Genomic DNA, 25,618 nt, shown 5'->3' with positions numbered 1-25,618 from the left:
TCGCAATGCGATACTGTCGGCACACCAGACCTCCTTCGCCACGGCACACGCGGCGAAGGGTGCCTTCATTGCCACACACCACGGTTTTTACCGGATCACAGGAAAAAACCCCGCTCATGCCCCACGATACCGCGCTCATCTCCACCATTGCCTATGCGCTGGTCCTCGGACTGGTCTTCGGCATGATCGCTGTCCGCCTCAAATTACCCGCACTGATCGGCTACCTGGTCGCCGGCATGCTGATCGGACCGGCGACACCGGGCTTCGTGGCCGATGTCGCGCTGGCCGGCCAGCTGGCCGAGATCGGCGTGATGCTGCTGATGTTCGGCGTCGGCCTGCATTTTTCGATGAACGATCTGCTCGAGGTGCGCGGCATTGCCATCCCCGGGGCGATCCTGCAGATCGCCGTAGCTACGCTGATGGGCATGGGCGTGGCGCATCTGTGGGGCTGGAGCCTCGGTGCCGGGCTGGTGTTCGGCCTGGCGCTATCGGTGGCCAGCACCGTGGTGCTGCTGCGTGCGCTGGAAGATCGCGGCGTGCTCGAATCCTTCAATGGCCGTATCGCGGTCGGCTGGCTGGTCGTCGAAGATCTGGTGATGGTGCTGGCGCTGGTGCTGCTGCCGGCGCTGTCCGGCGCACTCGGCGGACATGTCGCGCCGGATGCCGGCGCCCTGTGGCCGACGCTGGCCAAGACGCTCGGTCTGGTCGCGGCCTTCCTGATCTTCATGCTGGTGGTCGGACGGCGGGTGTTTCCGTGGATCCTGTGGCAAGTGGCCAAGACCGGCTCGCGCGAATTGTTCACCTTGTGCGTGATCGCGGCGGCCGTCGGCATCGCCTTCGGTGCGACCAAGCTGTTCGGCGTGTCGTTCGCGCTGGGCGCGTTTTTTGCGGGCATGGTGCTGCGCGAATCCGAACTAAGCCATCGCGCCGCCACCGAAACCCTGCCGCTGCGCGATGCGTTTTCGGTGCTGTTCTTTGTGTCGGTCGGCATGCTGTTCGATCCGATGGTGCTGGTCAACAGTCCGTGGCATGTCGCGATCGCGGTGGCCATCATCATGTTCGGCAAATCCATCGTGGCGCTGGCGCTGGTACTGGCGATGCGCTATCCGCTCAATACCGCGCTGACGGTCTCGGCCAGCCTGGCCCAGATCGGGGAATTCTCGTTCATCCTGGTCGCGCTGGGCGTCTCGCTGGGCTTGCTGCCGCAGGAAGGCCAGAGCCTGATTCTGGCCGGCGCGATCATTTCGATTGCGCTCAATCCGCTGCTGTTCACCACCATCGAGCCGGCCCAGGCATGGATACGCAAGCGCTCGGCGCTGGCACGCAAGCTCGAACGCAAGATGGATCCGCTGGCCGAATTGCCAACCACCACCGAGCACCACCGGCTGACCGGTCAGGTCGTGCTGGTCGGCTATGGCCGGGTCGGACGGCATATTGCCGCGCAGCTGACCGAACAGCGCATCGCCTTCGTCGTGGCAGAGCAGAACCGCGACATCGTCGAGCAATTGCGTGAAGACGGCATCGCCGCGGTAGCCGGCAATGCGGGCGAACCCGCCGTACTGATCCAGGCCCACATCGCCCGCGCCCGCTTTCTGGTCATCGCCACGCCGGACACCTTCCATGTCCGCAAGATGATAGAAACCGCCCGCATGCTCAACCCGGCCATCGAATGCGTGGTGCGCACCCACAACGTCGAGGAAGCCGAGCTGCTGCGCAAGGAACAGGTCGGAAAAGTCCTGATAGGCGAAGAGGAACTGGCGCTGGGGATGATGCGCTGTGTGCTGGCAGGGATGGGAAAGCCGGACCCGGTCAAGGACTGACAGCGCCCCTCGCCCCGTCCACATCCTGATCCAGTCCGTATTTTTTGAGCTTGACGTACAGCGTGCTCTTCGCAATCCCCAGATGCCTGGCCACCTGCGTCAGGTTGCCGTGGTCCGCCGCCAGCGTGGCGCGAATCGACGCAAGTTCGACACCTTCGAGCTTGCCCCGCGTCGCATCAGCCGGTAGCGGACCCGCGGCCAGCGCCGGTGCGATCGCCTCGGGCAGTACATCGAGTTGCAGCACCGGTGCGGTACCCGCCATCAGGAACATGCTTTCGATGGCATTGCGCAGTTCACGTACATTGCCCGGCCACGGATGCTGCCCGAGCGCAGCGAGGACGTCCGGCCCGATCTCCTTGCCGGCCATGCCATAGCGTTCGGCGAACTGCCGCAGAAAATGCGCCGCCAGTGCCGCGATGTCGCCACGCCGTTCGCGCAGCGGCGGAATGCGGATGCTGGTCACCGAGACCCGATAAAAAAGATCCATCCGAAAACGGCCTTGCGTGACTTCCTCGTGCAAATCCCGGTTGGTGGCCGAGATCAGCTTGAAGCTGATTTTTCTCGGCACTGTCTCGCCGATGCGATAAATCTCGCCTTCTTCGAGCACGCGCAAAAAATGCGGCTGCAGCTCGAGTGGCATCTCGCCGATTTCATCCAGAAATAGCGTGCCGCCATTGGCCGCTTCGATCTTGCCGGCCATGCCGCCGCGGCGCGATCCGGTGAACGCGCCTTCGGCATGGCCAAACAGTTCGCTGGCCAGCAAGTCCTTGGACAAGCCGCCGCAATTGAGCGCGACAAAGGGCTGCGTGCCGGGATGGCCGGCGCGGTGTATGCCTTGCGAAAAATTTTCCTTGCCGACGCCGGTCTCTCCCAGCAGCAGCACCGGCACATTGGTCCTGGCCAGCAAGCGGGCTTTGCTAATCGCGTGCGACAAGGACGCGCTTTCGCCAACGATGCCGGCAAAATCCTGATGAGGATGGTCGGCGGCGGCGACCCTGGAAACCGACGGCGATACCGGTCGGGCCGGCAGCGCCGGTATCGTCAGCAAGGTCCCAATCCGCTCGCCGCCGACGACCACCGCTTCCAGCCAATCCGCGCGCAGCCATGCCGGTGCGACCGCGCCTGCCGTCGATGAAAACATGCCCAGGTTGAGTGTCGCGATCGGGCCGGGGCTGTTCAGGTCGAACGCGATACCGCGTGCCAGCAAGGCGTCGGCCGCACAGCCGTTGGCCTTGATCGGATAACCGCGACGGTCACAGATGATGACGCCGTCATGCAGGCTGGACATCTTCGCCATGCTGCGCTCGAGCAGATGGTAGCGCACGTCCATCTCCTGTCTGGCCAGCTGGCTTTCAATCCGGCCGGCGGTAGTCACTGCCAGCGCCAGGCAATGCGGACTGAAGGTCTTGCCCAATCCGGACACATCGATTGCGCCCAGGATGCGGCCGTCGTAGGGATCGCGGATCACGGTCGCCGAACACGTCCAGTCCTTGATGCCGGCGCAAAAATGTTCGGACGCATGAATCTGCACCGGCTGGCCGATCGACAAGGCGGTGCCGATGGCATTGGTGCCGCAAATGCGTTCGTTCCAGCTGCTGCCGGCGCTCAGGCGAATATCTTCTGCCGCGCTCAGTGCACGCGGGTCGCCTTCAACGCTCAGGATCATTCCTTGTGGATCAGTCAGGATCATGATGGTCCCGGTTTCTGCCAGCAGATCGCGGGCCGTCGCCATGACTTGTTGGCCGGCATCGAGTAAAGCGCGATGCTGCTGCTGCAAACCCGCGAGTGCCTCCTCCGACAACGCGACCGGTGCTTGCACCCGCGAGGGATCAACCTTGACATCGAGACAGCGACGCCAGGAGTCATCAATCAGGCGGCGCAATGCATTGGCCGGCGGCACTCGTCCGGTCAGAAAACCATTCCACGCTTCCATGATGCTGCGGTCGTTAGGCGGATTGAACAGGCGCTGCTTGTTCGGCATGATCTTGTCTCCAGCTTGGGTGATTGCTGCGCCGGTGCTGTGCTCATCGAACCGGTCGCTGCATCGATCTCGTTTTAAATGCTTTTTTAGCATACACGCCTATTTCCGGCACCACTGTGCTACCGGAATGTTCATCACGCCTGCCATCGTCCGGAAACCGGACACCGGGAGACCGGCCGGCCGGAAAACGGACGGTCGAACGGTCCGCCAATCACGCTGCGCCATCGCGCATTTTTGCCTTCGCGCCATAGCAGCGCCGCCGGTTTTTTCAAGCGCTTTCCTGTCATGGGCATGGTCCTTGCGGTGCATTGCCTACGCTGCACCGGCGCTGGTCGCAGCGACTTGATATCAACCCATAGAGGAGACGCACATGCAAACGCAACATTCACCGGTTCAGGTGATGGGCATCGATGCCGGCGGCACGATGACCGACACTTTTTTTGTCAGAGAAGATGGCTCGTTCGTGGTCGGCAAGGCGCAAAGCAATCCCGGCGACGAATCCCAGGCGATCTACGAATCATCGATTGATGCACTGGCCGAATGGCAGCGCCAGGTCGACGATGTCTTCCCGGAGTTACTCACGTGCGTCTATTCCGGCACCGCGATGTTGAACCGCGTTGTGCAGCGCAAAGGACTCGATGTCGGGCTGATGTGCAACCGCGGTTTTGAAGACGTGCATTCGATGGGACGGGCCGCGCAGAGTTATCTAGGCTATGCGCTGGAAGAACGCATCCACTTGAATTGCCACCATTACGACGAACCGCTGGTACCGCTGTCGCGCACCCGTGGCGTGACCGAACGCACCGATGTGCAGGGACAGGTGGTCATTGCGTTGCGCGAAGAAGAGGTGCGCGTAGCCAGTCGCGAACTGGTGGCGCGCGGCGCGAAAGCGATCGTCATCAGCCTGCTGCAATCGCATAAAAATCCGCAGAGTGAATTGCGGGCACGCGATATCTGCCGTGAAGAATTGACCAAGATGGGCGTCAATATCCCGGTCTTTGCGACTGCGGACTACTACCCGTCGCGCAAGGAAAGTCATCGCACCAACACCACCATCCTCGAAGCGTATGCGGCCGAGCCATCGCGCGAGACTCTCAAGAAAGTCAGCGATCGCTTCAAGAAGCACGGTGCCAAATTCGATCTGCGCGTCATGGCAACCCATGGCGGCACCATCGGCTGGCGTGCCAAGGAACTGGCCCGCACCATCGTCTCGGGTCCGATAGGCGGCGTGGTCGGTTCCAAGTTCCTCGGCCAGAAACTGGGCTACGACAATATCGCCTGCAGCGATATCGGCGGCACCAGCTTTGACATGGCCATCATCACCAAAGGCAATTTCGCGATCCAGTCGGATCCGGACATGGCGCGCCTGCTGCTGTCCTTGCCGCTGGTGGCGATGGATTCGGTCGGCGCCGGTGCCGGCAGTTTCATTCGTATCGATCCGTACAGCAAAGCCATCAAGCTCGGTCCCGACAGCGCGGGTTACCGCGTCGGCATGTGCTGGCCCGAAAGCGGTCTTGATACCGTCTCGGTGTCGGATTGTCATGTCGTGCTGGGCTACCTGAATCCGGATAATTTTTTGGGTGGTGCGATCAAGCTCGATGTCGAGCGTGCCCGCAAATATCTGAAGCTGCAGGTGGCGGATCCGCTCGGACTGTCGGTCGAGGATGCGGCTGCCGGCGTCATCGAATTGCTGGACCTGAATTTGCGCGAATACATGCGCTCGGTGATCAGTGCCAAGGGCTACAGCCCGCAGGACTTTGTCTGCTTTTCGTACGGGGGTGCCGGTCCGGTGCATACCTACGGCTACACCGAAGGACTGGGCTTCAAGGATGTCATCGTGCCGGCCTGGGCAGCCGGGTTTTCTGCCTTCGGTTGCGCCTGCGCCGAATACGAATACCGCTACGACAAGAGCGTCGATATCAGCATCGGCCCGAAGGCCAGCGATGCCGACAAAATACAGGCGTGCCAAACACTGACCGAGGCCTGGGGCGAGCTGGCCAGCAAGGTCGTCGAGCAATTCGTCCTCAACGGCTTCAAGCCGGAAGAGGTGCTGCTGCTGCCCGGTTACCGGATGCAGTTCATGGGCCAGTTGAACGACCTTGAAATCAATTCGCCGGTCACCAGCGCCACCACTGTCGCCGACTGGGAAAAAATGATCCAGGTATTCGACGATACCTATGCCCGCACTTATGCAGCCTCGGCCAGTTCGCCGGAACTCGGCTTCGGTGTGACCGGCGCGATCATGCGTGGCAGCGTGGTGTCGTCGAAGCCGGAACTGCCGGAAGAAGCCGATGCAGGTCCGGTGCCAGCGCCCGAGGCGCGCATCGGCAGCCGCCCTTTCTATCGCCACAAGAAATGGGAAGACGCGCAGATCTGGTCGATGGAAGCACTCAAGGCCGGCAACCGCGTGGTCGGTCCGGCCATCGTCGAGTCCCCGTCGACGACATTTATTGTGCCGCTGGGTTTTGAAACCTGGTGCGACACGCACCGCCTGTTTCACCTCAAGGAAGTCAAACAAGGAGACCGTTCATGAACAAGATGTCCGCCAAAGAAATGGGCCTGCCCGATCTGCTGGGCAATGGCAAAACCCTCAAGCAGCACCGCGATGCGATGCTCGCACGTACCAAAGAAACCGGCTTTTACAACGGGCTGGAAACCCTGGCCTTCAAGGAAGCCGAACCGATCATTTATGAAAAACTGTTTTCGCGTATCCGTGGCGGCCTGGTGCATGCCCGCGAAACCGCCAAGAAAATCGCCGCCTCGCCGATCGTCGAGCAGGAAGGCGAGCTCTGCTTCACGCTCTACAATGCCGCCGGCGATTGCATCCTGACCTCGACCGGCATCATCATCCACGTCGGCACCATGGGCGCGGCGATCAAGTACATGATCGAGAATGCCTGGGAAGTTAATCCCGGCATCAACCCCGGCGACATGTTCACCAACAACGATTGCTCGATCGGGAATGTGCATCCGTGTGACATCGCCACCATCGTGCCGATTTTCTGGGAAGGTAATCTGGTCGGCTGGGTCGGCGGCGTCACGCATGTGATCGATCTGGGTGCCATGACACCGGGATCGATGTCGAGCGGGCAGGTCTCGCGCTTCGGTGACGGCTTGCAGATCACCTGCCGCAAGACCGGTGCCAACGATGTACCGCTACGGGATTGGCTGCACGAAAGCCAGCGCAACGTGCGCACTCCCAAGTACTGGATTCTGGACGAACGCACCCGTATCGCCGGTTGCCATATGGTGCGCAAGCTGGTCGAAGAAGTGCTCGCCGCCGAAGGTGTCGACAACTACCTCAAGTTTGCCGATGAAATCATCGAAGAAGGCCGGCGCGGTTTGCAGTTGCGGCTCAAAGCGATGACGGTTCCCGGCGTCTACCGCCGGGTATCTTTTGTTGATGTGCCGTATGACCATCCGGACATGAGCCTGGCGTCCGAGTTCGGCAAGCTCAACAGCATCATGCACGCGCCGTGCGAAATGACGATCCGCCCCGACGCCAGCTGGAAGCTCAATTTTGAAGGCGCGAGTCGCTGGGGCTGGCATGCCTACAATGCCAACCATGTCGCCTTCACCAGCGGCATCTGGGTCATGCTCACGCAGACGCTGGTGCCGACTGCGCGCATCAATGACGGTGCCTACTACGCGACCGAATTCAAGATCCCCAAAGGCACCTGGATGAATCCGGATGACCGCCGTACCGCGCATGCCAATGCCTGGCATTTCCTGGTCTCGGCCTGGAGCGGCGTCTGGCGCGGCATGAGCCAATCCTACTTTGCGCGCGGCTATCTGGAAGAGGTCAATGCCGGCAATGCCAATGCCTGCAACTGGCTGCAAGGCGGCGGTATCAATCAGGACGGCGAAGTGCATGCGGTCAACAGCTTCGAGACTGCCGCCTGCGGCACCGGTGCCTGCGCCGTCAAGGATGGCTTGAATCACAATGCGGCGGTGTGGAATCCCGAAGGCGACATGGGCGACATTGAGATCTGGGAACTGGCCGAGCCGATGCTGTACCTGGGACGCAATGTCAAATCCAACTCCGGCGGTTACGGCAAGTTTCGCGGCGGGTGCGGCTTTGAGACCCTGCGCATGGTCTGGAAGGCGCAGGACTGGACCATGTTTTTCTCGGGCAATGGCTACATGAACAGCGACTGGGGCTTGATGGGGGGCTATCCGTCCGCCACCGGCTATCGTTTCCAGGCCCACAAGACCGACCTCGAAGCCCGCATCCGCGACGGCCTGTCACTGCCGCTGGGTGCCGACCGCAATCCGGCCGACGCGCACTACGAGAAGCACATCGGTGCCGATGCCAAGGTCAAGCGCGACAAGCAATGCACCACCACCGAAGCGATCTTCGAGAACCATGATCTGTACCTGAACTATCTGCGCGGCGGCCCGGGCTTTGGCGATCCGCTCGATCGCGATTGCGCCAACGTGGCAACCGATCTCAACAGCCGCTTCGTGCTGCCCGAGTTCGCCGAGAAAGTCTACGGCGTGGTGATAGCACAGGATGCCGACGGTATCTGGAGCGTCGACGTCGCCGGCACGGCCGCCCGTCGCCAGCAAGTGCGCAAGGAACGCATCGCCCGGGCGATGCCGACCAGAGACTGGATGAAACAGGAGCGCGAGCGCATCGTCACCAAGACAGCCTCGGTCCAGGTGCGGCACATGTTTGCGACCAGTTTTGATCTGAGCGCCAAGTTCAAGCAGGAGTTCAAGACCTTCTGGAATTTGCCGGCCGATTGGGACTTGCCCGAGTCCGAGCTGGGTGTGCCCTCGTTCGGTTCCAAGCACCGGATGGACCTGTCCAAATTGCCGGACGTGCGCACGGTGGTGCTGGTCGAAGAATGAGGGTGTGACGCTGTGCAGGAATGCTTGCAAGCCGGACCATACCGGTCCGGCCAACCACAATAACTGGAGATGAACCATGTCTGTCTACACACAAGAGCAAGTGAACTACCTGGTCGAAGGCAAACTGGACTGGGACACCACGATGCGCATGCTGTCGATGCCCAAGGACGACGACCGCTTCCGCATGTATTTGAATACGCTGCAAGCGAAGCTGCCGTGGGATGACAAGATCATCCTGCCGATCAGCCTGCACCTGTATATCGCCCAGAACAAGACCACCAAACAGTGGGTCACCAAATGCAGTTGCGGCCATGAATTCGGCGACTACCGCAACAACTGGAAACTTGACGCGCTGGTGTATGTCCGCGACACGCCGGCAGCGATGGAACAGGTCTATCCGGCCTTGATGGCACCCGACACCACCTGGCAGGTCTACCGCGAATACTACTGCCCCCAATGCGGGACCATGCACGATGTCGAAGCACCGACGCCGTGGTATCCGGTGATCCATGAATTCGAGCCGGACATCGAGGCTTTTTATAAGGAGTGGGTGCATTTGCCGTTGCCGGAGAAGGCGAACTGAGCTGATTGGCTGCTCGTGCGATAACTGCTTCGCGCGGGCGCAAAACACCCTACCCGCCCGCCTCATGTCGTAGGGTGCAATAACCGCAGGGCATTGCACCGCGCACGGACCAATCGGCGCAACGGTCTTCGGTTATTGCACCCTTGTGTTGTGGTTTTGAGGTTGATGTTGATGTTGACCTGGCAGTTGACTTTGACCTGTCCCGCCTTTTGGGAACCCGAAGGGCAGCCTCCTCGCGGTCGCCTTTTTTTTGGGGTACTTCTTTTTGGCGAAGTGTATGTACCCGGTCCATACAGCGAAGCAAAAAGAAGGGACCGCCTGCCGGTCCGACAGCCGGGCCGCCCCCGGCTAGGTCATGACGGAGAAACAGCCCCGCAAGTAACCCCAGTAAGGAAATTGGATGGCAAGCGCTCCGAATCCGCAAGCAGGGTCAGAGTAATTTTCGCGATACCCTTGCGAAAAAAAACTCTGACCCTGGTTGCTGCCAATGTGGTTTGCGACGGTTAGCGAAACCGCGCCCCCCGAAATTTGACGGGAAGGACTGACGCCGTAGTTGAAGTTGAAGTTGAAGTTGAAATTGAAGTTGACCTGTCCTTACCCGTCACCATCGGGACGGCCGCTCACTTATCTTGGTCATTCTTTTTGGGCAAGAATCGTAGGTACCCTGCGACGCTGGGACCGCTCTTGGCAACGTTATCGTTGGGATGAATGCCTCCTTCATTCACTGGTACTTCTTCAAAGTCAAATGGACTGATTCCTTCCAGGCAGGCTGCATTGATTCCGTATTGATCCGGATTTGACCGGCGTTGATGGTGCGTGTAAATTCCGCACCTCGAGCAAAAATAGTGTTTTGCCTGCATCGTGTTGAACTGGTAAAGAGTCAGCGTCTCCTCGCCGGTAATGAATTCGATATCCTTCAGCGCTGCCGAGACTGCAATCGCTCCGCGCATTCGGCAATACGAGCAATTGCAACGCCGCGCAGTGTTGAGCCCGTCGGTGAGCCGGACTTGGAATTTTACTGTTCCGCAGTGGCATGAACCTGGCATTTGACGGACGTTCTTCTCCATACTTTTCCTTTTTTTGAATGACGGCAATTGGCCGCTAAATGTCTCTTAACTTCGGCGACGCGCTTGCCGGTCGACGGTGATATTTCATCTGTTCGGCGATTTCAAACGCGTCATCGACCTCAATGCCGACTTGGTGTGTCGTACTTTGCAATTTTGCATGCCCCAACAGCCGCCGGACCGCCCGCACATTCTTTGTTCGCTGGTCGGTCAGCATCGCATCAGTACCTCTCATCGTGTACGCCTCATCAGCTGCTGAGTCGAGCCCGGCTGTCACCATACAAAGGTCACTATCGGCGCCAACTGAAGAATAGACAAGTGCGAGACCACCAAACAGTGGGTCACCAAATGCAGTTGCGGCCACGAATTCGGCGACTACCGCAACAACTGGAAAATTGACGCGCTGGTGTATGTCCGCGATACGCCGGAAGCGATGGAACAGGTCTATCCGGCCTTGATGGCACCCGACACCACCTGGCAGGTCTACCGCGAATACTACTGCCCCCAATGCGGGACGATGCACGATGTCGAAGCACCGACACCGTGGTATCCGGTGATCCATGAATTCGAGCCGGACATCGAGGCTTTTTACAAGGAGTGGGTACATTTGCCGTTGCCGGAGAAGGCGAACTGAGCTTTTACTTCGAATTCACCGTCTACCGTTCGTGGAGTGCTTACCGCGATCCCACTATTTACCGTTCGGCCTGACCCTGTCGAAGGCGCACCGTCCGCAGCGCCTTCGAAAAGTGTCCTTCGACAAGCTTCCTTCGACAAGCTCAGGATGAACGGTTTGCGGGTTCGCTGACTCATCAGATATAGCCGTCATCAACGAGCCAGCAGCAAACCGGCAACTTCCCCCTACTCCAGTTCTTCCAACCGAATCCGCGTCACCTTCCCGATCACCGTCGCCAGCGCCTCGATGCGCGCAATCGCGACATCGACACGCTTCTCTTGAGTCTGATGCGTCAGCATGATGATGTCGGTCTGGGTCTCGCCATCGGCCGGTTCCTTTTGCAGCATCGCGTCGATCGAGATATCCGAATCCGCCAGGATGCGCGTGACAGCCGCGAGCACGCCGAGCTGGTCGGCCACATGCAGGCGCAGGTAGTAGCTGGTGGTGATTTCGGACATCGGCAGGATAGGCGTGTCGGTCATCGCATCCGGCTGGAATGCCAGATGCGGTACGCGGTGACCCGGCTCGGCCGTGAACAGGCGCGTGATGTCGACCAGGTCGGCGATGACGGCTGACGCGGTTGGCTCGGCGCCGGCACCCTTGCCGTAATACAGCGTCGCACCGACCGCATCACCCTGCACCACCACCGCATTCATCGCGCCCTCGACATTGGCGATCAATTGCCTGGCCGGGATCAGCGTCGGGTGGACGCGCAACTCGATGCCCAGCGGCGTGCGCCTGGTGATGCCCAGCAGTTTGATCCGGTAACCGAGCTGTTCGGCATAGCCGATGTCGATCGCCTGCAACTGTGTGATGCCTTCAACGTGGGCCTTGTCGAACTGGACCGGAATGCCGAACGCGATCGATGCCATCAGCGTTACCTTGTGGGCGGCGTCGATGCCTTCGATATCGAAGGTCGGATCGGCTTCGGCATAACCGAGCTGCTGGGCTTCGAGCAGCGCGGTATTAAAGTCGAGCCCCCTGTCGCGCATCTCGGAGAGGATGAAATTGGTGGTGCCGTTGATGATGCCGGCGATCCATTCAATGCGGTTGGCCGTGAGGCCTTCACGCAGCGACTTGATGATCGGGATGCCACCGGCCACCGCTGCTTCGAAGGCGACGATGACGCCTTTTTCTTGCGCTGCCTTGAAGATCTCGTTGCCATGCAGGGCCAGCAAGGCCTTGTTGGCGGTGACCACATGCTTGCCATTAGTGATGGCTTGCAGGACCAGGCTTTTGGCGATGCCGTAGCCGCCTATCAGTTCGATGACGATGTCGATGTCGGGATGGTTGACGACCAGATTGGCATCGTCGACGACTTCGCATTCGTTGTTGGTCAGCGCGCGGGCGCGTTCGACATTGAGGTCGGCGACCATCGCGATTTCGATCCGGCGACCGGCGCGCCGGGTGATTTCTTCGGCATTGCGCTTAAGGACATTGAATGTGCCGGCACCAACGGTGCCGATGCCTAACAGGCCTACTTTGATGGGTTTCATAATTGTGCTCTTGGTGCTGCCGGCGTCATCGCCGGCCTGGGTGGATTAGGAAGTGCCGTGGCTTTTGCGGTAGCCCTCGAGGAAGCGCGCAATGCGTCCCATCGCGTCGGTCAGGTCATCGGTGTTGGGCAGGAAAACCACCCGGAAGTGGTCGGGCGTCGGGCAATTGAAACCGGTGCCCTGCACGATCAGCACGCGCTCCTCGGCCAGCAACTGGTACGCAAAATCCTGGTCATTGGCAATCGGGTACATCGCCGGATCAAGCCGCGGGAACATGTACAGCGCCGACTTCGGCTTGACACAGGTCACGCCCGGGATCGCCGTGAGCAACTTGTGCGCGAGGTCGCGCTGGCGCAGCAAACGACCGCCCGGACCGACCAGGTCATTGATGCTCTGGTAACCGCCGAGCGCGGTCTGGATTGCGTACTGCCCGGGCGCATTGGCGCACAGGCGCATCGAGGTCAGCATGTTGAGGCCCTCGATGTAATCGCGCGCATGTTTTTTCTGGCCCGAGACCACCATCCAACCGGCGCGGTAACCGCACGAGCGATAGTTCTTCGACAGGCCGTTGAAGGTAATGAACAGCACGTCATCGGCCAGCGACGCCATTGAGGTATGCGTGACGCCGTCGTACAGCACCTTGTCGTAGATCTCGTCGGCGAAGATGATCAGCTGGTGCTGGCGTGCCAGTTCGACGATCTGCAGCAGCAGCGCATCGGGATACAGCGCGCCGGTCGGATTGTTCGGATTGATGACGACGATGGCGCGTGTGTTGGCGTTGATCTTGCGCTTGATATCCTCGATATCGGGAAACCAGCCGGCCTGCTCGTCACAAACGTAATGCACCGGATTGCCACCCGACAGGCTAACCGCGGCGGTCCAGAGCGGGTAATCGGGTGCCGGCACCAGCACCTCGTCGCCGGTATTGAGCAGCGCGTTCATGCTCATGACGATCAGCTCGGAGGCGCCGTTGCCGAGGTAGACATCATCGATCGTGACACCGGCGATATTCTTTTCCTGCGTGTAGTGCATGATCGCCTTGCGCGGCGCGAACAAGCCTTTGGAATCGGTATAGCCCGACGCGTTCTGCATGTTGCGGATCATGTCCTGCACGATTTCATCGGGGGCATCGAAACCGAACACGGCCAGGTTGCCGATGTTGAGCTTGATAATCTTGTGGCCCTCGTCTTCCATCTGCTTGGCTTTTTCCAGCACGGGACCACGGATGTCGTAACAGACGTCTGCCAGTTTTCTGGATTTTTGAATCGGTCGCACGGTAACGGTTCCTTCAACGGGTGACAGTGTTTGTTGCATTGCGAAAAGGGGCTATTTTGCCGAATGCGCGGGCATTTATCAATCGGTAACGCCGGCATAAACGGACATTCACCATGGTGATCACACCATGAAGGGCTCGACTGCCGCTACAATGCACCCTCCGGATTCTAACCTTCTGATTGGCTTGCATCGCATGAAGCTGCATCACACCACTACCCAGCAATACCAGACCGTCACTTCCTACGATGCCGATGGCGTCGATATCAACCTGCGTCATTACACAACGAGCTTGCTGGTGCTGCCCGAAATGGCGCCGATTGACTGGCCGGTAACGGGATTCGAGACGCTCACTACCGAGCACTTTGATCACATCAACTCGCTGCAACCCGATGTAGTCATCCTCGGCACCGGCGTGCGCCAGCGCTTCATCCATCCGCGCCTCTGTGCTTCGCTGACAGATCGCCGCATCGGCGTCGAGTGCATGGATAACCAGGCCGCCTGCCGCACCTACAACATCCTGATGGCCGAGGGCCGTAAAGTGGCACTGGCGCTGATCTTCGAGGCACCGCCGACCTGATGGCCGATCTCCATAAATCCCGCGCTTTCGTCTGGACCCTGGCTTTCTTCTTTTGTGTCATCTGGTTCTACGCACTCGATGCCCGCATCTTGGTGCCGACCGATGAAGGCCGCTACGCCGAAATCGCGCGCGAGATGGTCGCCACCGGCGACTGGATCACCACCCGCCTGAATGGCATCAAGTATTTCGAAAAGCCACCGCTGCAAGTCTGGATGACGGCCATCACCTTCGAGCTGTTCGGCCTGGGCGAATGGCAGGCGCGTTTCTGGACCGGCCTGTGCGGCTTGATCGGTATCGCTGCGGTCGGCTACACCGGCCGCAAGGTGTTTGGCGGGCGGGTCGGTTTTGATGCCGCGCTGGTCCTCGGCTCGAGTCTGCTGTGGGCCATGCTGGGCCACATCAACACGCTTGACATGGGCTTGTCGGCGATGATGACGCTGGCGCTGTGCGGCTTGCTGGTGGCGCAACGCAATGACGCCACCGCCACCGAGCGCCGCAACGGCATGCTGCTGTGCTGGGCCGGCATGGCACTGGCGGTGATGTCGAAGGGCTTGATCGGCGTCTTGCTGCCAGGTGCGGTGCTATTCGTTTATACCTTCGTGGCGCGCGACTGGATGATCTGGAAACGCCTGCATGCGGGCTGGGGCCTGGTGGTTTTTTTCGTCATCACGACGCCCTGGTTCGTGCTGGTGTCGATCGACAATCCGGAATTCCCGCAGTTCTTTTTTATTCACGAACACTTCCAGCGCTTCACCAGCAAGATCCATCACCGCGCCGGCCCGATCTATTATTTTGTGCCGCTGCTGTTACTCGGCATGGTGCCGTGGCTGGGTGTGCTGGCACAGGGGTTCTGGCAGGGCGTGCGCAATCGCGGCAATGGCTTCCAGCCCGAAAAAATGCTGCTGGTCTGGGCGGCGTTCATCTTTTTCTTTTTCAGTATCTCGAGCTCGAAGCTGCCGTCCTACATCCTGCCGATCTTCCCGGCGATGGCCTTGCTGATCGCCTGCTATCTGCGCCATGTCACGCAACGCGCGATCGCCATCAATGCCGGCGTGCTGGTGGCCATCGGGCTGGCCGGCCTGGCTCTGGTCAATCGCATCCCGCCGCTGGCCAAATCGGATTTCGAGCTACCGCTCTACACCGCCTATATGCCGTGGGTTGCCGCTGCCGCGGCGATCGCAGCTTGTGGCGGCGTGCTGGCTTTTCTGGCGCGCCGGCATACCGAACGCTCGGTCGTGCTGATCGCCGTCGCCGGCTTTCTGGCCAGCCAGTGCCTGATGCTCGGCCATGATCCGCTCGGACGCTTTGCTGCCGGCTACGAGTTGGTGCCGGCCGTGCAAGCCGAGATGACACCGCAGACCCATATGTACCTCGTCAATCGCTACGAGCAGGCCTTACCGTTTTATCTCGAACGCACGATGACGCTGGTGGCCCATGCCGACGAGATGGAATTCGGCCTGGGCCGGCAACCCGAGCTATGGATCCCGGACCTCAACGTCTTCGTCGCGCAATGGTCGGCCCGCTACGGCACCGGCGCGCGCGAAATCGCCATCATGCATCCCGATACCTATCGCGACCTGAAGCAACGCAATATCCCGATGCGCGTCATTGCCAGCGATCCGCGCCGGGTCATTGTTTCCAACCAACCGCAGCCTCTGTCCTGATCGCCACGCATGATGAATCTCCCTACCTTCGGTTTTATCCTGACCGGCATCTGCCTCAATGCGATCGCGCAGCTGCTGCTCAAAGCCGGCACGAACGCTGTCGGCGCGATTCATCTGACCGCCGAAAACTGGTTCTCCACCGGCATCAAGCTGGCCACGCAATTGCCCATCCTCGGCGGCCTGACCTGCTATGTCGTGTCGGTGCTGGTCTGGATCATCGGGCTGTCGCGCGTCGATGTGACGATTGCCTATCCGATGCTCTCGCTGGGCTACATCATCAACGCCGTCGGTGCATGGTATTTCCTTGGCGAGATGGTGTCGATGCAGCGCATCCTCGGCATCGGCGTGATCATTGTCGGCGTGATCCTGCTGGCGCGTTCGTAATCCTTACTCCTTGTTCGCGGACACGCTGCGCGTCCGCGCCCTCCTGCTTTCACTCAGACCCGATGCCATGACACAGCCCTTCCTGCCGTTTTCCAAACCCACCATTGATGAAGCCACCATCGCCGCCGTCGGCGACGTGCTGCGCTCGGGCTGGCTGACCAGCGGTCCGAAGGTGCAAGCGTTCGAGGCGCAGCTGTCGGCATACTTCGGTGGCCGGCCGGTCAGGACCTTCAACTCCGGCACCTGCACGATGGAAATCGCGCTGCGCATCGCCGGCATCGGCCCCGGCGATGAAGTCATCACGACGCCGATTTCATGGGTCGCCACCGCCAACGTGATCATCGAAGTCGGTGCCACGCCGGTGTTTGCCGATATCGATCCGGTCACCCGCAACATCGACCTCGACCTGGTCGAGGCGGCCATCACACCGCGCACCCGCGCGATCATCCCGGTGTTTTTGTCCGGCTTGCCGGTCGACATGGACCGCCTGTATGCGATCGCCAAAAAACATAATCTGCGGGTGATCGAAGATGCCGCGCAAGCAATTGCATCGAGCTGGAAAGGCCAGCGCATCGGCGCCATCGGCGACTTCGTGTCGTTCAGCTTCCAGGCCAACAAGAACATCACCACCTCCGAAGGCGGCTGCCTGGTCTTGAACGATGCTGCCGAAGCACGGCTGGCCGAAAAGTACCGGCTACAAGGCGTCACCCGTACCGGCTTCGATGGGCTTGATGTCGATGTGCTGGGCGGAAAATTCAACATGACCGATATCGCCGCCGCGATCGGCCTCGGCCAGTTCGCGCATATCGACGCCGTCACCGCCACCCGTCGCCGGCTGGCGCAGCATTACTTCGCGCTGTTCGGTAGCGACTTCGAAGCCCGCACCGGCGCGCAGTTGCCGGTGGCCGACTTCGAACAATCGAACTGGCACATGTTCCAGCTGGTGCTACCGCAACGCATCACCCGCGCCGATTTCATGGAGCGGATGATGGCGCTGCAGATCGGCATCGGCTACCACTATCCGGCCATCCACCTGCTGTCGCTATACCGTGCGCGCGGCTTCACCGATGGCATGTTCCCGGTTGCCGAGCGGGTCGGCCAGCGCATCGTCTCGCTGCCGATGTTTGCCACGATGACAGAGAGCGATGTCGAACGCGCTGTCGCTGCGGTACTCTCCGTCCTTCAATAATATTTTCCATCACTGATGAAACCACAACTGTCCGTCGTCATCCCGATCTACAACGAAGAAGCCGGCCTCGCCAAACTGTTTGCGCGCCTCTATCCGGCGCTCGATGCACTGGGCTACAGCTACGAAGTCATCTTCGTCAACGATGGCAGCCGCGACACCTCCGCCGCACTGCTGGCCGACCAGTTCCGCCTGCGTCCGGACGTTACCCGCGTGGTGCTGTTCAATGGAAATTACGGCCAGCATATGGCCATTCTGGCCGGCTTCCAGGCCACCCGCGGCGAGATCACCGTCACGCTCGATGCCGACCTGCAAAACCCGCCCGAAGAAATCGCCAACCTGGTCAACAAGATGCGCGAAGGCTTCGATTATGTCGGCTCGATCCGGCGCGAGCGGCAGGACTCGGCATTCCGCACCTATGCCTCGCAGGCGATGAACCGGCTGCGCGAAAAACTCACGCATATCCAGATGACCGACCAGGGCAACATGCTGCGCGCCTACGGTCGCAACGTCATCGACCTGATCAACCAGTGCAGCGAAGTCAACACCTTCGTGCCCGCGCTGGCCTACACGTTTGCCCGCCATCCGACTGAAATCACGGTCGAACACGAGGAGCGCTCGGCCGGCGAATCGAAATATTCGCTCTACAGCCTGATCCGCCTGAACTTCGATCTGATCACTGGATTTTCGCTGATACCGTTGCAGTTTTTTTCCATCTTTGGGATCGGCCTGTCGTTGATGTCGGCCTTGCTGTTCGTGATATTGCTGGTGCGTCGCTTCGCGCTCGGGGCCGAGGTCGAAGGCGTGTTCACGCTGTTCGCCATAGTGTTCTTCATGATCGGCGTGGTGCTGTTCGGCATCGGACTGGTCGGCGAATATGTCGGCCGTATCTACCAGCAAGTACGCGGCCGTCCGCGCTATGTGATCCAGGCGGTCTTGCAGGATACCGTCGAGCATCGGGAGCATTGATGCGCGCCGTCGTCTTTGCCTATCACAATGTCGGCGTGCGCTGCCTGCAGGTCTTGCTGGCGCGCGGTGTCGAGATCGCGCTGGTCGTCACGCACCAGGACAATCCGGCCGAAACCATCTGGTTCGAATCGGTCGCTGCGCTGTGCGCCGAACACGGCATCCCTGTGACCACGCCGGATGATCCGGCCAGCCCTGCCCTGCTTGACCAAGTGCGCGCGATCGCACCGGATGTCATCTTCAGTTTTTATTACCGTCACATGTTGCCGGTGCCCTTGCTGGCGCTGGCGCGGCTGGGTGCCTTCAACCTGCATGGTTCGCTGCTGCCTAAATACCGTGGCCGCGTACCGATCAACTGGGCCGTGCTGCATGGCGAACAGAGCACCGGCGCCACGCTGCACGAGATGGCCGCCAAGCCCGACGCCGGTGCCATCGTCGCGCAAACCAGCGTGCCGATCCTGCCGGACGATACCGCCTATGAAGTCTTCGGCAAGGTCGTCGTCGCCGCTGAAAAAACACTGTGGGACGTGCTGCCGGACATGCTCGCCGGTCGCATTCCGCGCCTGCCCAACGACATCAGCCAGGGCAGCTATTTCGGTGGCCGCACACCCGCCGATGGCCAGATCGACTGGCAGCAACCGGCGCAGCAGGTCTACAACCTGCACCGCGCGGTGGCACCGCCGTATCCGGGGGCCTGGACCATACTCGATGGTGTGACCTACGTGATCGGCAAGGCGCGACTGTCGGCGCAGACTTTTCCCGACTTGGCACCTGGCCTTGCGGTAGTGGATAATCGCGTCCTGGGAATTTGCGGCGACGCTCGCGCACTGGCAATCTCGACATTGCTGGTCGACGGCGTCCCGCTCACGCCGGCGCAATTACAGCAAAACATGTCCGGCAAAACGAACTGAAAACATCTACGAAAGCATCTCCATGAAAAAAGTCCTCATCCTCGGCGTCAATGGTTTCATTGGCCATCACCTGTCCAAGCGCATCCTCGAGACCACCGACTGGCATGTCTATGGCATGGACATGATGAGCGATCGCATCACCGACTTGCTGGACAATCCGGACTTCAAGTCACGCATGCATTTCTTTGAAGGCGACATCACGATCAACAAGGAATGGGTCGAGTACCACGTCAAGAAATGCGACGTGATCCTGCCGCTGGTGGCGATTGCCACGCCATCGACCTATGTCAAGCAACCGCTGCGCGTGTTCGAACTCGACTTCGAAGCCAACCTGCCCATCGTTCGTTCGGCCGCCAAATACGGCAAGCACCTGGTGTTCCCGTCGACCTCGGAAGTCTATGGCATGTGCCACGACGATGAATTCGATCCCGAAGAATCCGAACTGATCTGCGGTCCGATCAACAAGCCACGCTGGATTTATTCGTGCTCGAAGCAGCTGATGGACCGCGTCATCTGGGGCTATGGCATGGAAGGCTTGAACTTCACGCTGTTCCGTCCGTTCAACTGGATCGGTGCCGGACTCGATTCGATTCACACGCCGAAAGAAGGCAGCTCACGCGTGGTCACGCAATTCTTCGGTCACATCGTGCGTGGCGAAAATATTTCGCTGGTCGACGGCGGCGAACAGAAGCGCGCGTTCACGTATATCGATGACGGCATCGATGCGCTGATCAAAATCATCGCCAACAAGGATGGCATCGCCACCGGCAAGATCTACAACATCGGCAACCCGGTCAACAACTACTCGATCCGCGACCTCGCGGCGATGATGCTGACGCTGGCTGCCGACTATCCGGAATACGCCGATTCGGCCAAGAAAGTCGAACTGATCGAGACCACCTCGGCGGCCTACTACGGCAAGGGTTACCAGGACGTGCAAAACCGTGTGCCGAAAATCACCAACACCTGCGAAGAACTGGACTGGAATCCGACCACCACGATGGCAGACACGCTGCGTAATATTTTTGACGCGTATCGCGGCCAGGTCGCCGCTGCCCGCGCACTGATGGATTGATATCCCTTGCCGCTGATTACACTGAAGATTGATGTCGACACCTTTCGCGGTACCCGCGAAGGCGTGCCGAACCTGGTGCGCATGTTGCAGAAGCACGATGCCCATGCCACCTTCCTGTTTTCGCTCGGTCCGGATCACACCGGCTGGGCCTTGCGTCGCGCGTTCCGGCCGGGCTTTTTCCAGAAGGTGTCGCGCACGTCGGTGCTCGAACATTACGGCCTGAAAACCCTGATGTACGGTGTCTTACTGCCGGCACCCGATATCGGTCAATTGTGTGCAACTCAATTGCGTGCAGTGCAACAGGCCGGTTTCGAATGCGGCATCCACACCTGGGACCATGTGGTCTGGCAAGACCATGTGCGCCAGCAGGATGCAGCCTGGACACAGGATCTGATGCAGCGCTCGCATGAGCGCTTCGTGGCGATCTTCGGCCAGGTGCCGCAGACCCACGGCGCGGCCGGGTGGCAAATGAATCCACATGCGTTCCGGCAGCTTGATGCATTCGGCATTGCCTATGCCTCCGACGAACGCGCGCAACTCAACGACGACGGCAGCCTGCTGCATGCCGACGCCGGCCCGCACCGGCTCAGTGTCGATGGCAAGACCCTGTCCTGCATCCAGATGCCGACCACCTTGCCGACGCTCGATGAATTGCTCGGCCGGACCATCGATGGCGAACTGGTCACGACGGCCAATATTGCCGCGCTGCTGTTGCGGCTGACGGCCTCACCGCGGGATCATGTCTATACCTTGCATGCCGAGCTTGAAGGGCAAAAACTTGCCCCCATCTTCGATCAGTTGCTTAGCGGGTGGCGCGCCCAGGGCTATGATCTGGCGTCGATGGCGGACTACCACCAGGCCATCGGCCAGCGTGAATTGCCAGTCAATCCGATCGACTGGGGCACGCTGCCCGGCCGCTCCGGTGACTTGCTTCTGCAAGCGGCCTGACTGCCACCGTGCTGGAATGTATCAATACCGAACATGAAACGACCAGGAGAATCACATGGCTGATAGCCCCTCTGTAGCAACCAAGATCGTTGATGACTTTTCTGCACTGGTGACCGGTACGCAGCCGTTCAAGCTGTCCGACCATGCCGGTAAAACAGTCGTCCTGTTTTTTTACCCGAAGGACAATACGCCGGGATGTACCGCCGAGAGCATGCGCTTTCGCGATCTGTATCCGGAATTCGAAGCCGCGAATGCGATCGTGTTCGGCATCAGCCGGGATAGTCTGCGCTCGCATGAAGGCTTCAAGGCCAAGCTCGGCATGCCGTTCGAATTGATCTCCGATCCGGACGAGGCAGCGTGCCTGCAGTTCGACGTGATGAAATCGAAAAGCATGTACGGCAAGACCGTGCGTGGCGTCGAACGCAGCACATTTGTCATTGACGGTGCCGGCGAATTAGTGAAAGAATGGCGTGGAGTAAAGGTCCCCGGACACGTAGACGATGTACTGGAATTTGTGAAGGCCCTGGCCTAGACCGAGAACCGACAACCATTGAATTCATCCAGAGAATCCGCTTTTCGAAAGCCGTTTGAGACCAGGACCAACGTCCCGGCCTCAAACGGCTTTTTGTACTTTGTCAGTATGTTGTGTGCTGACGTGCTACCCGTTAGACCCCGTTCGCCATGCCGTGAAACATGGTATCGCTCAACCGTATTTAGATCGAGGTCCTGATGCCACTGCCCAAACTTCCGACCAAACCTGCTGCGTTGCTGTCGCCTGTCGATTATCCAAAGGCCGACAAATCCAAGATCGTTAAGCCGTTCACGCTGCCGGCTGTCTCGACTCCACGAAAAATCGAAGCACTGACACGACCGACCGCGCGTGCACCGCAAGCGCCGGCGACACCGGCGGCAAAAGCCAAGATCAGCCCCCTCAAGCCGGCCAAAACAGTGATCACCAAGGCCAAGCCGCCGGTCAGCCGCCGTGCCGGCAAGAGTGGCATCTCGAAGCTGTTCGTGCTCGACACAAATGTACTGATGCACGATCCGAGCTCGCTGTTCCGCTTCGAGGAACACGATGTCTACCTGCCGATGATGACGCTGGAAGAACTCGACGATCACAAGAAGGGCATGACCGAAGTGGCGCGCAATGCGCGCCAGGTATCGCGCTCGCTTGATGCGCTGGTCGGCAACATGGATGGGGCCAGCATCGAGGACGGCATTCCTTTGTCCAAGCTCGGCAACAAGGATGCCAAGGGTCGCCTGTTCTTCCAGACCAAATTGCAAAATATCGTGCTGCCTGAAGGCCTGCCGGTCGGCAAGGCGGACAACCAGATCCTCGGCGTCGTGCGTGCCCTCGAAGCGCAATTTCCCGGTCGCGCGATCGTGCTGGTGTCGAAAGACATCAACATGCGCATCAAGGCCTGCGCGCTCGGTTTGCCGGCCGAAGAATATTTCAATGACCATGTGCTGGAAGACACCGATCTGCTGTACTCGGGCATCCTGCATTTGCCGGATGATTTCTGGAACAAGCACGGCAAGGGCATCGAGTCCTGGCAGGAAAACAAGAACGGCACCGGCACGACGTTTTACCGGCTGACCGGCCCGCTGGTGCCGGCGATGCTGATGAACCAGTTCGTGTACATGGAGCCGATGAATGGCGAACCGGCGTTCTATGGCAAGGTGCGCGAGATCAACGGCAAGACCGCCGTGCTGCAAACGCTGCGCGACTATGCCCACACCAAGAACAATGTGTGGGGTGTCACCGCCCGCAACCGCGAGCAGAATTTCGCGCTCAATTTGCTGATGAATCCGGAGTGCGATTTCGTCACGCTGCTGGGCCAGGCCGGTACCGGCAAGACCTTGCTGGCACTCGCAGCCGGTCTGGCGCAAGTACTCGAAACCAAGCTCTACAACGAAATCATCGTCACCCGCGTGACGGTGCCGGTCGGTGAAGACATCGGTTTTCTGCCGGGTACCGAAGAAGAGAAAATGTCGCCATGGATGGGCGCTTTCGACGACAACCTCGAAGTGCTCAACAAGTCCGATTCCGATGCCGGTGAATGGGGCCGTGCCGCCACGCAGGACCTGATCCGTTCACGCATCAAGATCAAGTCACTGAACTTCATGCGCGGCCGCACCTTCGTCAACAAGTTCCTGATCATCGACGAAGCGCAAAACCTGACGCCCAAGCAAATGAAAACCCTGGTCACCCGCGCCGGTCCGGGCACCAAGATCATCTGCCTTGGCAACATCGCGCAGATCGACACGCCGTACCTGACCGAAGGCTCGAGCGGCCTGACCTATGTGGTCGATCGCTTCAAGGGCTGGGCGCACAGCGGGCATGTGACGCTGGCGCGCGGCGAGCGCTCACGGCTGGCTGACCATGCGAGCGAAGTGCTGTAAGACAGCAAACAAGCTCTGCATAGCAAAACGGCATCCGAAGTTCGGATGCCGTTTTTTTGCGGGCCGCAAAACCTACAGCAATCTGGTTCCTATCCACCACGCCATCGCCGCCATGAACGCCGACGCCGGTATCGTCAGCACCCAGGTCCAGACAATGTTGCCGGCCACTCCCCAACGCACTGCCGACATTTTCTTGACGGACCCGACACCGACAATCGCGCCGGTAATCGTATGCGTGGTTGAAATCGGAATACCCATTGCGGTGGTAACGAACAACATGATCGCCCCGCCGCTTTCGGCACAAAAACCGCCAACCGGCTTGAGCTTGGTGATGCGCTGCCCCATGGTCTTGACGATGCGCCAGCCACCGAACAGCGTGCCGAAACTGATCGCGCAGTAGCAACTGATGACCGCCCACGCCGGCAATGTCTCGTTGCTGCCGGAATAGCCGGACGTGATCAACAGCATCCAGATGATGCCCATGGTTTTCTGTGCGTCGTTGCCGCCATGGCCGAGGCTGTACATCGCCGCCGAGCCGAGTTGCAAACGACGAAACCATTTGTCCGCCCTGCGCGGCGTCGAGCGCACGCACACCCACGACACCAGCAACATCATGAGGGAACCGACAAGTAAACCCAGCAACGGAGACAGCACGACGAAGGCAATGAAGTTGACCAGCCCGGAACCGATCAGCGACCCGATGCCATCCTTGGCTACTGCGGCACCGATGAGCCCGCCAATCAGCGCATGCGATGACGAGGACGGAATGCCTTGATATGAAGTCACCAGGCTCCAGGCGATCGCACCAACCAGCGCACCAAAAACCACGTAATGGTCAACCACCGCGGGGTCGATAATGTCTTTTCCCACCGTACTTGCCACTTGTAACTGGAACACCAGTATCGCAACAAAATTGAACATCGCCGCCATGGCCACGGCTTGCTGCGGCTTCAGCACGCCGGTTGACACCACGGTCGCAATCGCATTGGCGGCGTCATTGAAGCCGTTCATGAAGCCGAACAGCAAGGCCAGTACGATCAGGAAGACAAGCGTATAGAGACTGATCTGGAGAGTGTGCATGCAGCCTTTTCTAGAAGCGAATCCTCACCGGAGCGCGGGCCCGGTCAGGCGTTTTCGAGGACGATACCTTCGATGATATTGGCGACGTCTTCGCATCGGTCGGTGACGGTCTCGAGGATCTCGTAGATCGCTTTGAGCTTGATCAGATTGCGCACGTCCGGTTCGTCGCGGAACAATTTCGACATGGCCGCGCGCATGACATGATCGGCATCCGATTCGAGCCGGTCGATCTCGGTACACAGGTCCATGATCTGTCGCGAGTTATCCATATTGGACAGCATGGCCACCGCAGCCTGGACTTTTTCGGCGCAGGTCAGGCACAGTTCGGCAAGCCGTTTGGCTTCCGGCGTGATGGCCTTGATGTCATACAACGAGATGGTCTGGGCAGCGTCTTCGAGCAGGTCGAGGATGTCATCCATGCGCGTGATCAGCTGGTGGATATCATCGCGATCGATCGGCGTGATGAAGGTCATGTGCAGCATTTCGATCGTGTTGTGCGTGACCTTGTCCGCCTCTTTTTCGATTGCCTCGATCGCATGCACGCGAATGTCGAGGTCATCAAAGTTGGTCATCAGGCCGACCATTTCGCGCGCCCCCTTGACGCACAAATCCGCGTGCTGGTTGAACAACTCAAAGAACTTGCCCTCCGTGGGCATCAGTCGTCCGAACATGGTCTGT

22 protein-coding genes and 1 pseudogene are annotated in these 25,618 nt (G+C 59.8%); 15 read left to right on the top strand and 8 right to left on the bottom strand.

Going from position 1 to position 25,618, the window contains the following annotated elements; genetic code table 11:
* The first annotated feature begins 116 nt into the window (after positions 1 to 116).
* Positions 117 to 1,820, top strand: coding sequence for a YbaL family putative K(+) efflux transporter (gene ybaL, locus RHM62_RS10440; RefSeq protein ID WP_322122045.1), 1,704 nt, complete (start codon positions 117 to 119; stop codon positions 1,818 to 1,820).
* On the opposite strand, the gene RHM62_RS10435 is transcribed toward ybaL, so the two are convergent.
* Both RHM62_RS10435 and RHM62_RS10430 read right to left on the bottom strand, forming a co-directional pair.
* Positions 1,810 to 3,801 (bottom strand): sigma-54-dependent Fis family transcriptional regulator, encoded by a 1,992-nt coding sequence (locus RHM62_RS10435; protein ID WP_322122044.1) that lies wholly within the window; start codon positions 3,799 to 3,801, stop codon positions 1,810 to 1,812. The genes ybaL and RHM62_RS10435 overlap by 11 nt on opposite strands.
* A gap of 134 nt (positions 3,802 to 3,935) precedes the next feature.
* On the bottom strand, positions 3,936 to 4,088 hold the full coding sequence (locus RHM62_RS10430) for a hypothetical protein (protein WP_322122043.1): 153 nt from the start codon (positions 4,086 to 4,088) through the stop codon (positions 3,936 to 3,938).
* An 83-nt stretch (positions 4,089 to 4,171) separates the two neighbouring features.
* Here RHM62_RS10430 and RHM62_RS10425 point away from each other — a divergent pair, with 83 nt between their 5' ends.
* The 3 genes from RHM62_RS10425 to RHM62_RS10415 all read left to right on the top strand — a co-directional run bounded on the left by RHM62_RS10425 (position 4,172) and on the right by RHM62_RS10415 (position 9,238).
* Positions 4,172 to 6,334 (top strand): hydantoinase/oxoprolinase family protein, encoded by a 2,163-nt coding sequence (locus tag RHM62_RS10425; RefSeq protein ID WP_322122042.1) that lies wholly within the window; start codon positions 4,172 to 4,174, stop codon positions 6,332 to 6,334.
* On the top strand, positions 6,331 to 8,655 hold the full coding sequence (locus RHM62_RS10420; protein ID WP_322122041.1) for a hydantoinase B/oxoprolinase family protein: 2,325 nt from the start codon (positions 6,331 to 6,333) through the stop codon (positions 8,653 to 8,655). Before RHM62_RS10425 ends, RHM62_RS10420 begins: the two co-directional genes overlap by 4 nt.
* Before the next feature lie 76 nt (positions 8,656 to 8,731).
* On the top strand, positions 8,732 to 9,238 hold the full coding sequence (locus RHM62_RS10415) for an acetone carboxylase subunit gamma (RefSeq protein ID WP_322122040.1): 507 nt from the start codon (positions 8,732 to 8,734) through the stop codon (positions 9,236 to 9,238).
* Positions 9,239 to 9,858: 620 nt separating this feature from the next.
* On the opposite strand, the gene RHM62_RS10410 is transcribed toward RHM62_RS10415, so the two are convergent.
* Positions 9,859 to 10,305: a GFA family protein gene (locus RHM62_RS10410; RefSeq protein ID WP_322122039.1), complete on the bottom strand. Its 447-nt coding sequence runs from the start codon at positions 10,303 to 10,305 to the stop codon at positions 9,859 to 9,861.
* Positions 10,306 to 10,339: 34 nt separating this feature from the next.
* Positions 10,340 to 10,666, bottom strand: a complete 327-nt coding sequence (locus tag RHM62_RS10405) for a hypothetical protein (protein WP_322122038.1) — start codon at positions 10,664 to 10,666, stop codon at positions 10,340 to 10,342.
* On the opposite strand from RHM62_RS10405, the pseudogene RHM62_RS10400 reads away from it, so the two are divergent.
* Positions 10,631 to 10,936: pseudogene (locus RHM62_RS10400) on the top strand (acetone carboxylase subunit gamma); the annotation flags it as partial. The gene RHM62_RS10405 and the pseudogene RHM62_RS10400 overlap by 36 nt on opposite strands.
* A 224-nt stretch (positions 10,937 to 11,160) precedes the next feature.
* Here the strand turns inward: RHM62_RS10400 and RHM62_RS10395 are convergent.
* Together RHM62_RS10395 and RHM62_RS10390 are read right to left on the bottom strand one after the other, a co-directional pair.
* Positions 11,161 to 12,471: a homoserine dehydrogenase gene (locus tag RHM62_RS10395; protein WP_322122037.1), complete on the bottom strand. Its 1,311-nt coding sequence runs from the start codon at positions 12,469 to 12,471 to the stop codon at positions 11,161 to 11,163.
* Positions 12,472 to 12,516: 45 nt separating this feature from the next.
* Positions 12,517 to 13,746 carry a pyridoxal phosphate-dependent aminotransferase gene (locus RHM62_RS10390; protein ID WP_322122036.1) on the bottom strand — a complete coding sequence of 410 codons (1,230 nt, stop codon included), beginning with the start codon at positions 13,744 to 13,746 and terminating at the stop codon, positions 12,517 to 12,519.
* Between the two features lie 193 nt (positions 13,747 to 13,939).
* On the opposite strand from RHM62_RS10390, the gene RHM62_RS10385 reads away from it, so the two are divergent.
* The 10 genes from RHM62_RS10385 to RHM62_RS10340 all read left to right on the top strand — a co-directional run bounded on the left by RHM62_RS10385 (position 13,940) and on the right by RHM62_RS10340 (position 23,860).
* Entirely contained in the window at positions 13,940 to 14,323 is a 384-nt protein-coding gene (locus RHM62_RS10385) for an Mth938-like domain-containing protein (protein ID WP_322122035.1), read from the top strand.
* Positions 14,323 to 15,987, top strand: a complete 1,665-nt coding sequence (locus RHM62_RS10380) for a glycosyltransferase family 39 protein (protein WP_322122034.1) — start codon at positions 14,323 to 14,325, stop codon at positions 15,985 to 15,987. Before RHM62_RS10385 ends, RHM62_RS10380 begins: the two co-directional genes overlap by 1 nt.
* Positions 15,988 to 15,999: 12 nt before the next feature.
* Positions 16,000 to 16,371: an EamA family transporter gene (locus RHM62_RS10375; RefSeq protein ID WP_040726860.1), complete on the top strand. Its 372-nt coding sequence runs from the start codon at positions 16,000 to 16,002 to the stop codon at positions 16,369 to 16,371.
* Between the two features lie 67 nt (positions 16,372 to 16,438).
* On the top strand, positions 16,439 to 17,560 hold the full coding sequence (locus tag RHM62_RS10370; protein WP_322122033.1) for a DegT/DnrJ/EryC1/StrS aminotransferase family protein: 1,122 nt from the start codon (positions 16,439 to 16,441) through the stop codon (positions 17,558 to 17,560).
* 15 nt (positions 17,561 to 17,575) lie between these two features.
* Complete coding sequence (locus tag RHM62_RS10365; protein ID WP_322122032.1) at positions 17,576 to 18,526, top strand: glycosyltransferase; 951 nt, start codon at positions 17,576 to 17,578, stop codon at positions 18,524 to 18,526.
* Complete coding sequence (locus RHM62_RS10360; protein ID WP_322122031.1) at positions 18,526 to 19,434, top strand: formyltransferase; 909 nt, start codon at positions 18,526 to 18,528, stop codon at positions 19,432 to 19,434. Before RHM62_RS10365 ends, RHM62_RS10360 begins: the two co-directional genes overlap by 1 nt.
* A gap of 22 nt (positions 19,435 to 19,456) precedes the next feature.
* Entirely contained in the window at positions 19,457 to 20,509 is a 1,053-nt protein-coding gene (locus tag RHM62_RS10355) for a bifunctional UDP-4-keto-pentose/UDP-xylose synthase (protein WP_322122030.1), read from the top strand.
* A 6-nt stretch (positions 20,510 to 20,515) separates the two neighbouring features.
* Positions 20,516 to 21,457, top strand: a complete 942-nt coding sequence (locus RHM62_RS10350) for a polysaccharide deacetylase family protein (RefSeq protein WP_322122029.1) — start codon at positions 20,516 to 20,518, stop codon at positions 21,455 to 21,457.
* 55 nt (positions 21,458 to 21,512) lie between these two features.
* Positions 21,513 to 21,989 (top strand): peroxiredoxin, encoded by a 477-nt coding sequence (locus RHM62_RS10345; RefSeq protein ID WP_322122028.1) that lies wholly within the window; start codon positions 21,513 to 21,515, stop codon positions 21,987 to 21,989.
* A 197-nt stretch (positions 21,990 to 22,186) separates the two neighbouring features.
* On the top strand, positions 22,187 to 23,860 hold the full coding sequence (locus RHM62_RS10340) for a PhoH family protein (protein WP_322122027.1): 1,674 nt from the start codon (positions 22,187 to 22,189) through the stop codon (positions 23,858 to 23,860).
* A gap of 72 nt (positions 23,861 to 23,932) precedes the next feature.
* Here RHM62_RS10340 and RHM62_RS10335 read toward each other — a convergent pair whose 3' ends face one another.
* Positions 23,933 to 24,940, bottom strand: a complete 1,008-nt coding sequence (locus RHM62_RS10335) for an inorganic phosphate transporter (RefSeq protein WP_322122026.1) — start codon at positions 24,938 to 24,940, stop codon at positions 23,933 to 23,935.
* Between the two features lie 44 nt (positions 24,941 to 24,984).
* The gene (locus tag RHM62_RS10330; RefSeq protein ID WP_009667705.1) at positions 24,985 to 25,611 is read right to left on the bottom strand and encodes a DUF47 domain-containing protein; all 627 of its coding nucleotides are present in this window, start codon (positions 25,609 to 25,611) and stop codon (positions 24,985 to 24,987) included.
* Between the last annotated feature and the right edge of the window lie 7 nt (positions 25,612 to 25,618).

This window comes from Actimicrobium sp. CCC2.4, assembly GCF_034347385.1.
GTDB lineage: Bacteria > Pseudomonadota > Gammaproteobacteria > Burkholderiales > Burkholderiaceae_D > Actimicrobium.
Note: the sequence above shows the minus strand (reverse complement) of the source record. Positions and strands in the feature narration are given on the sequence as shown.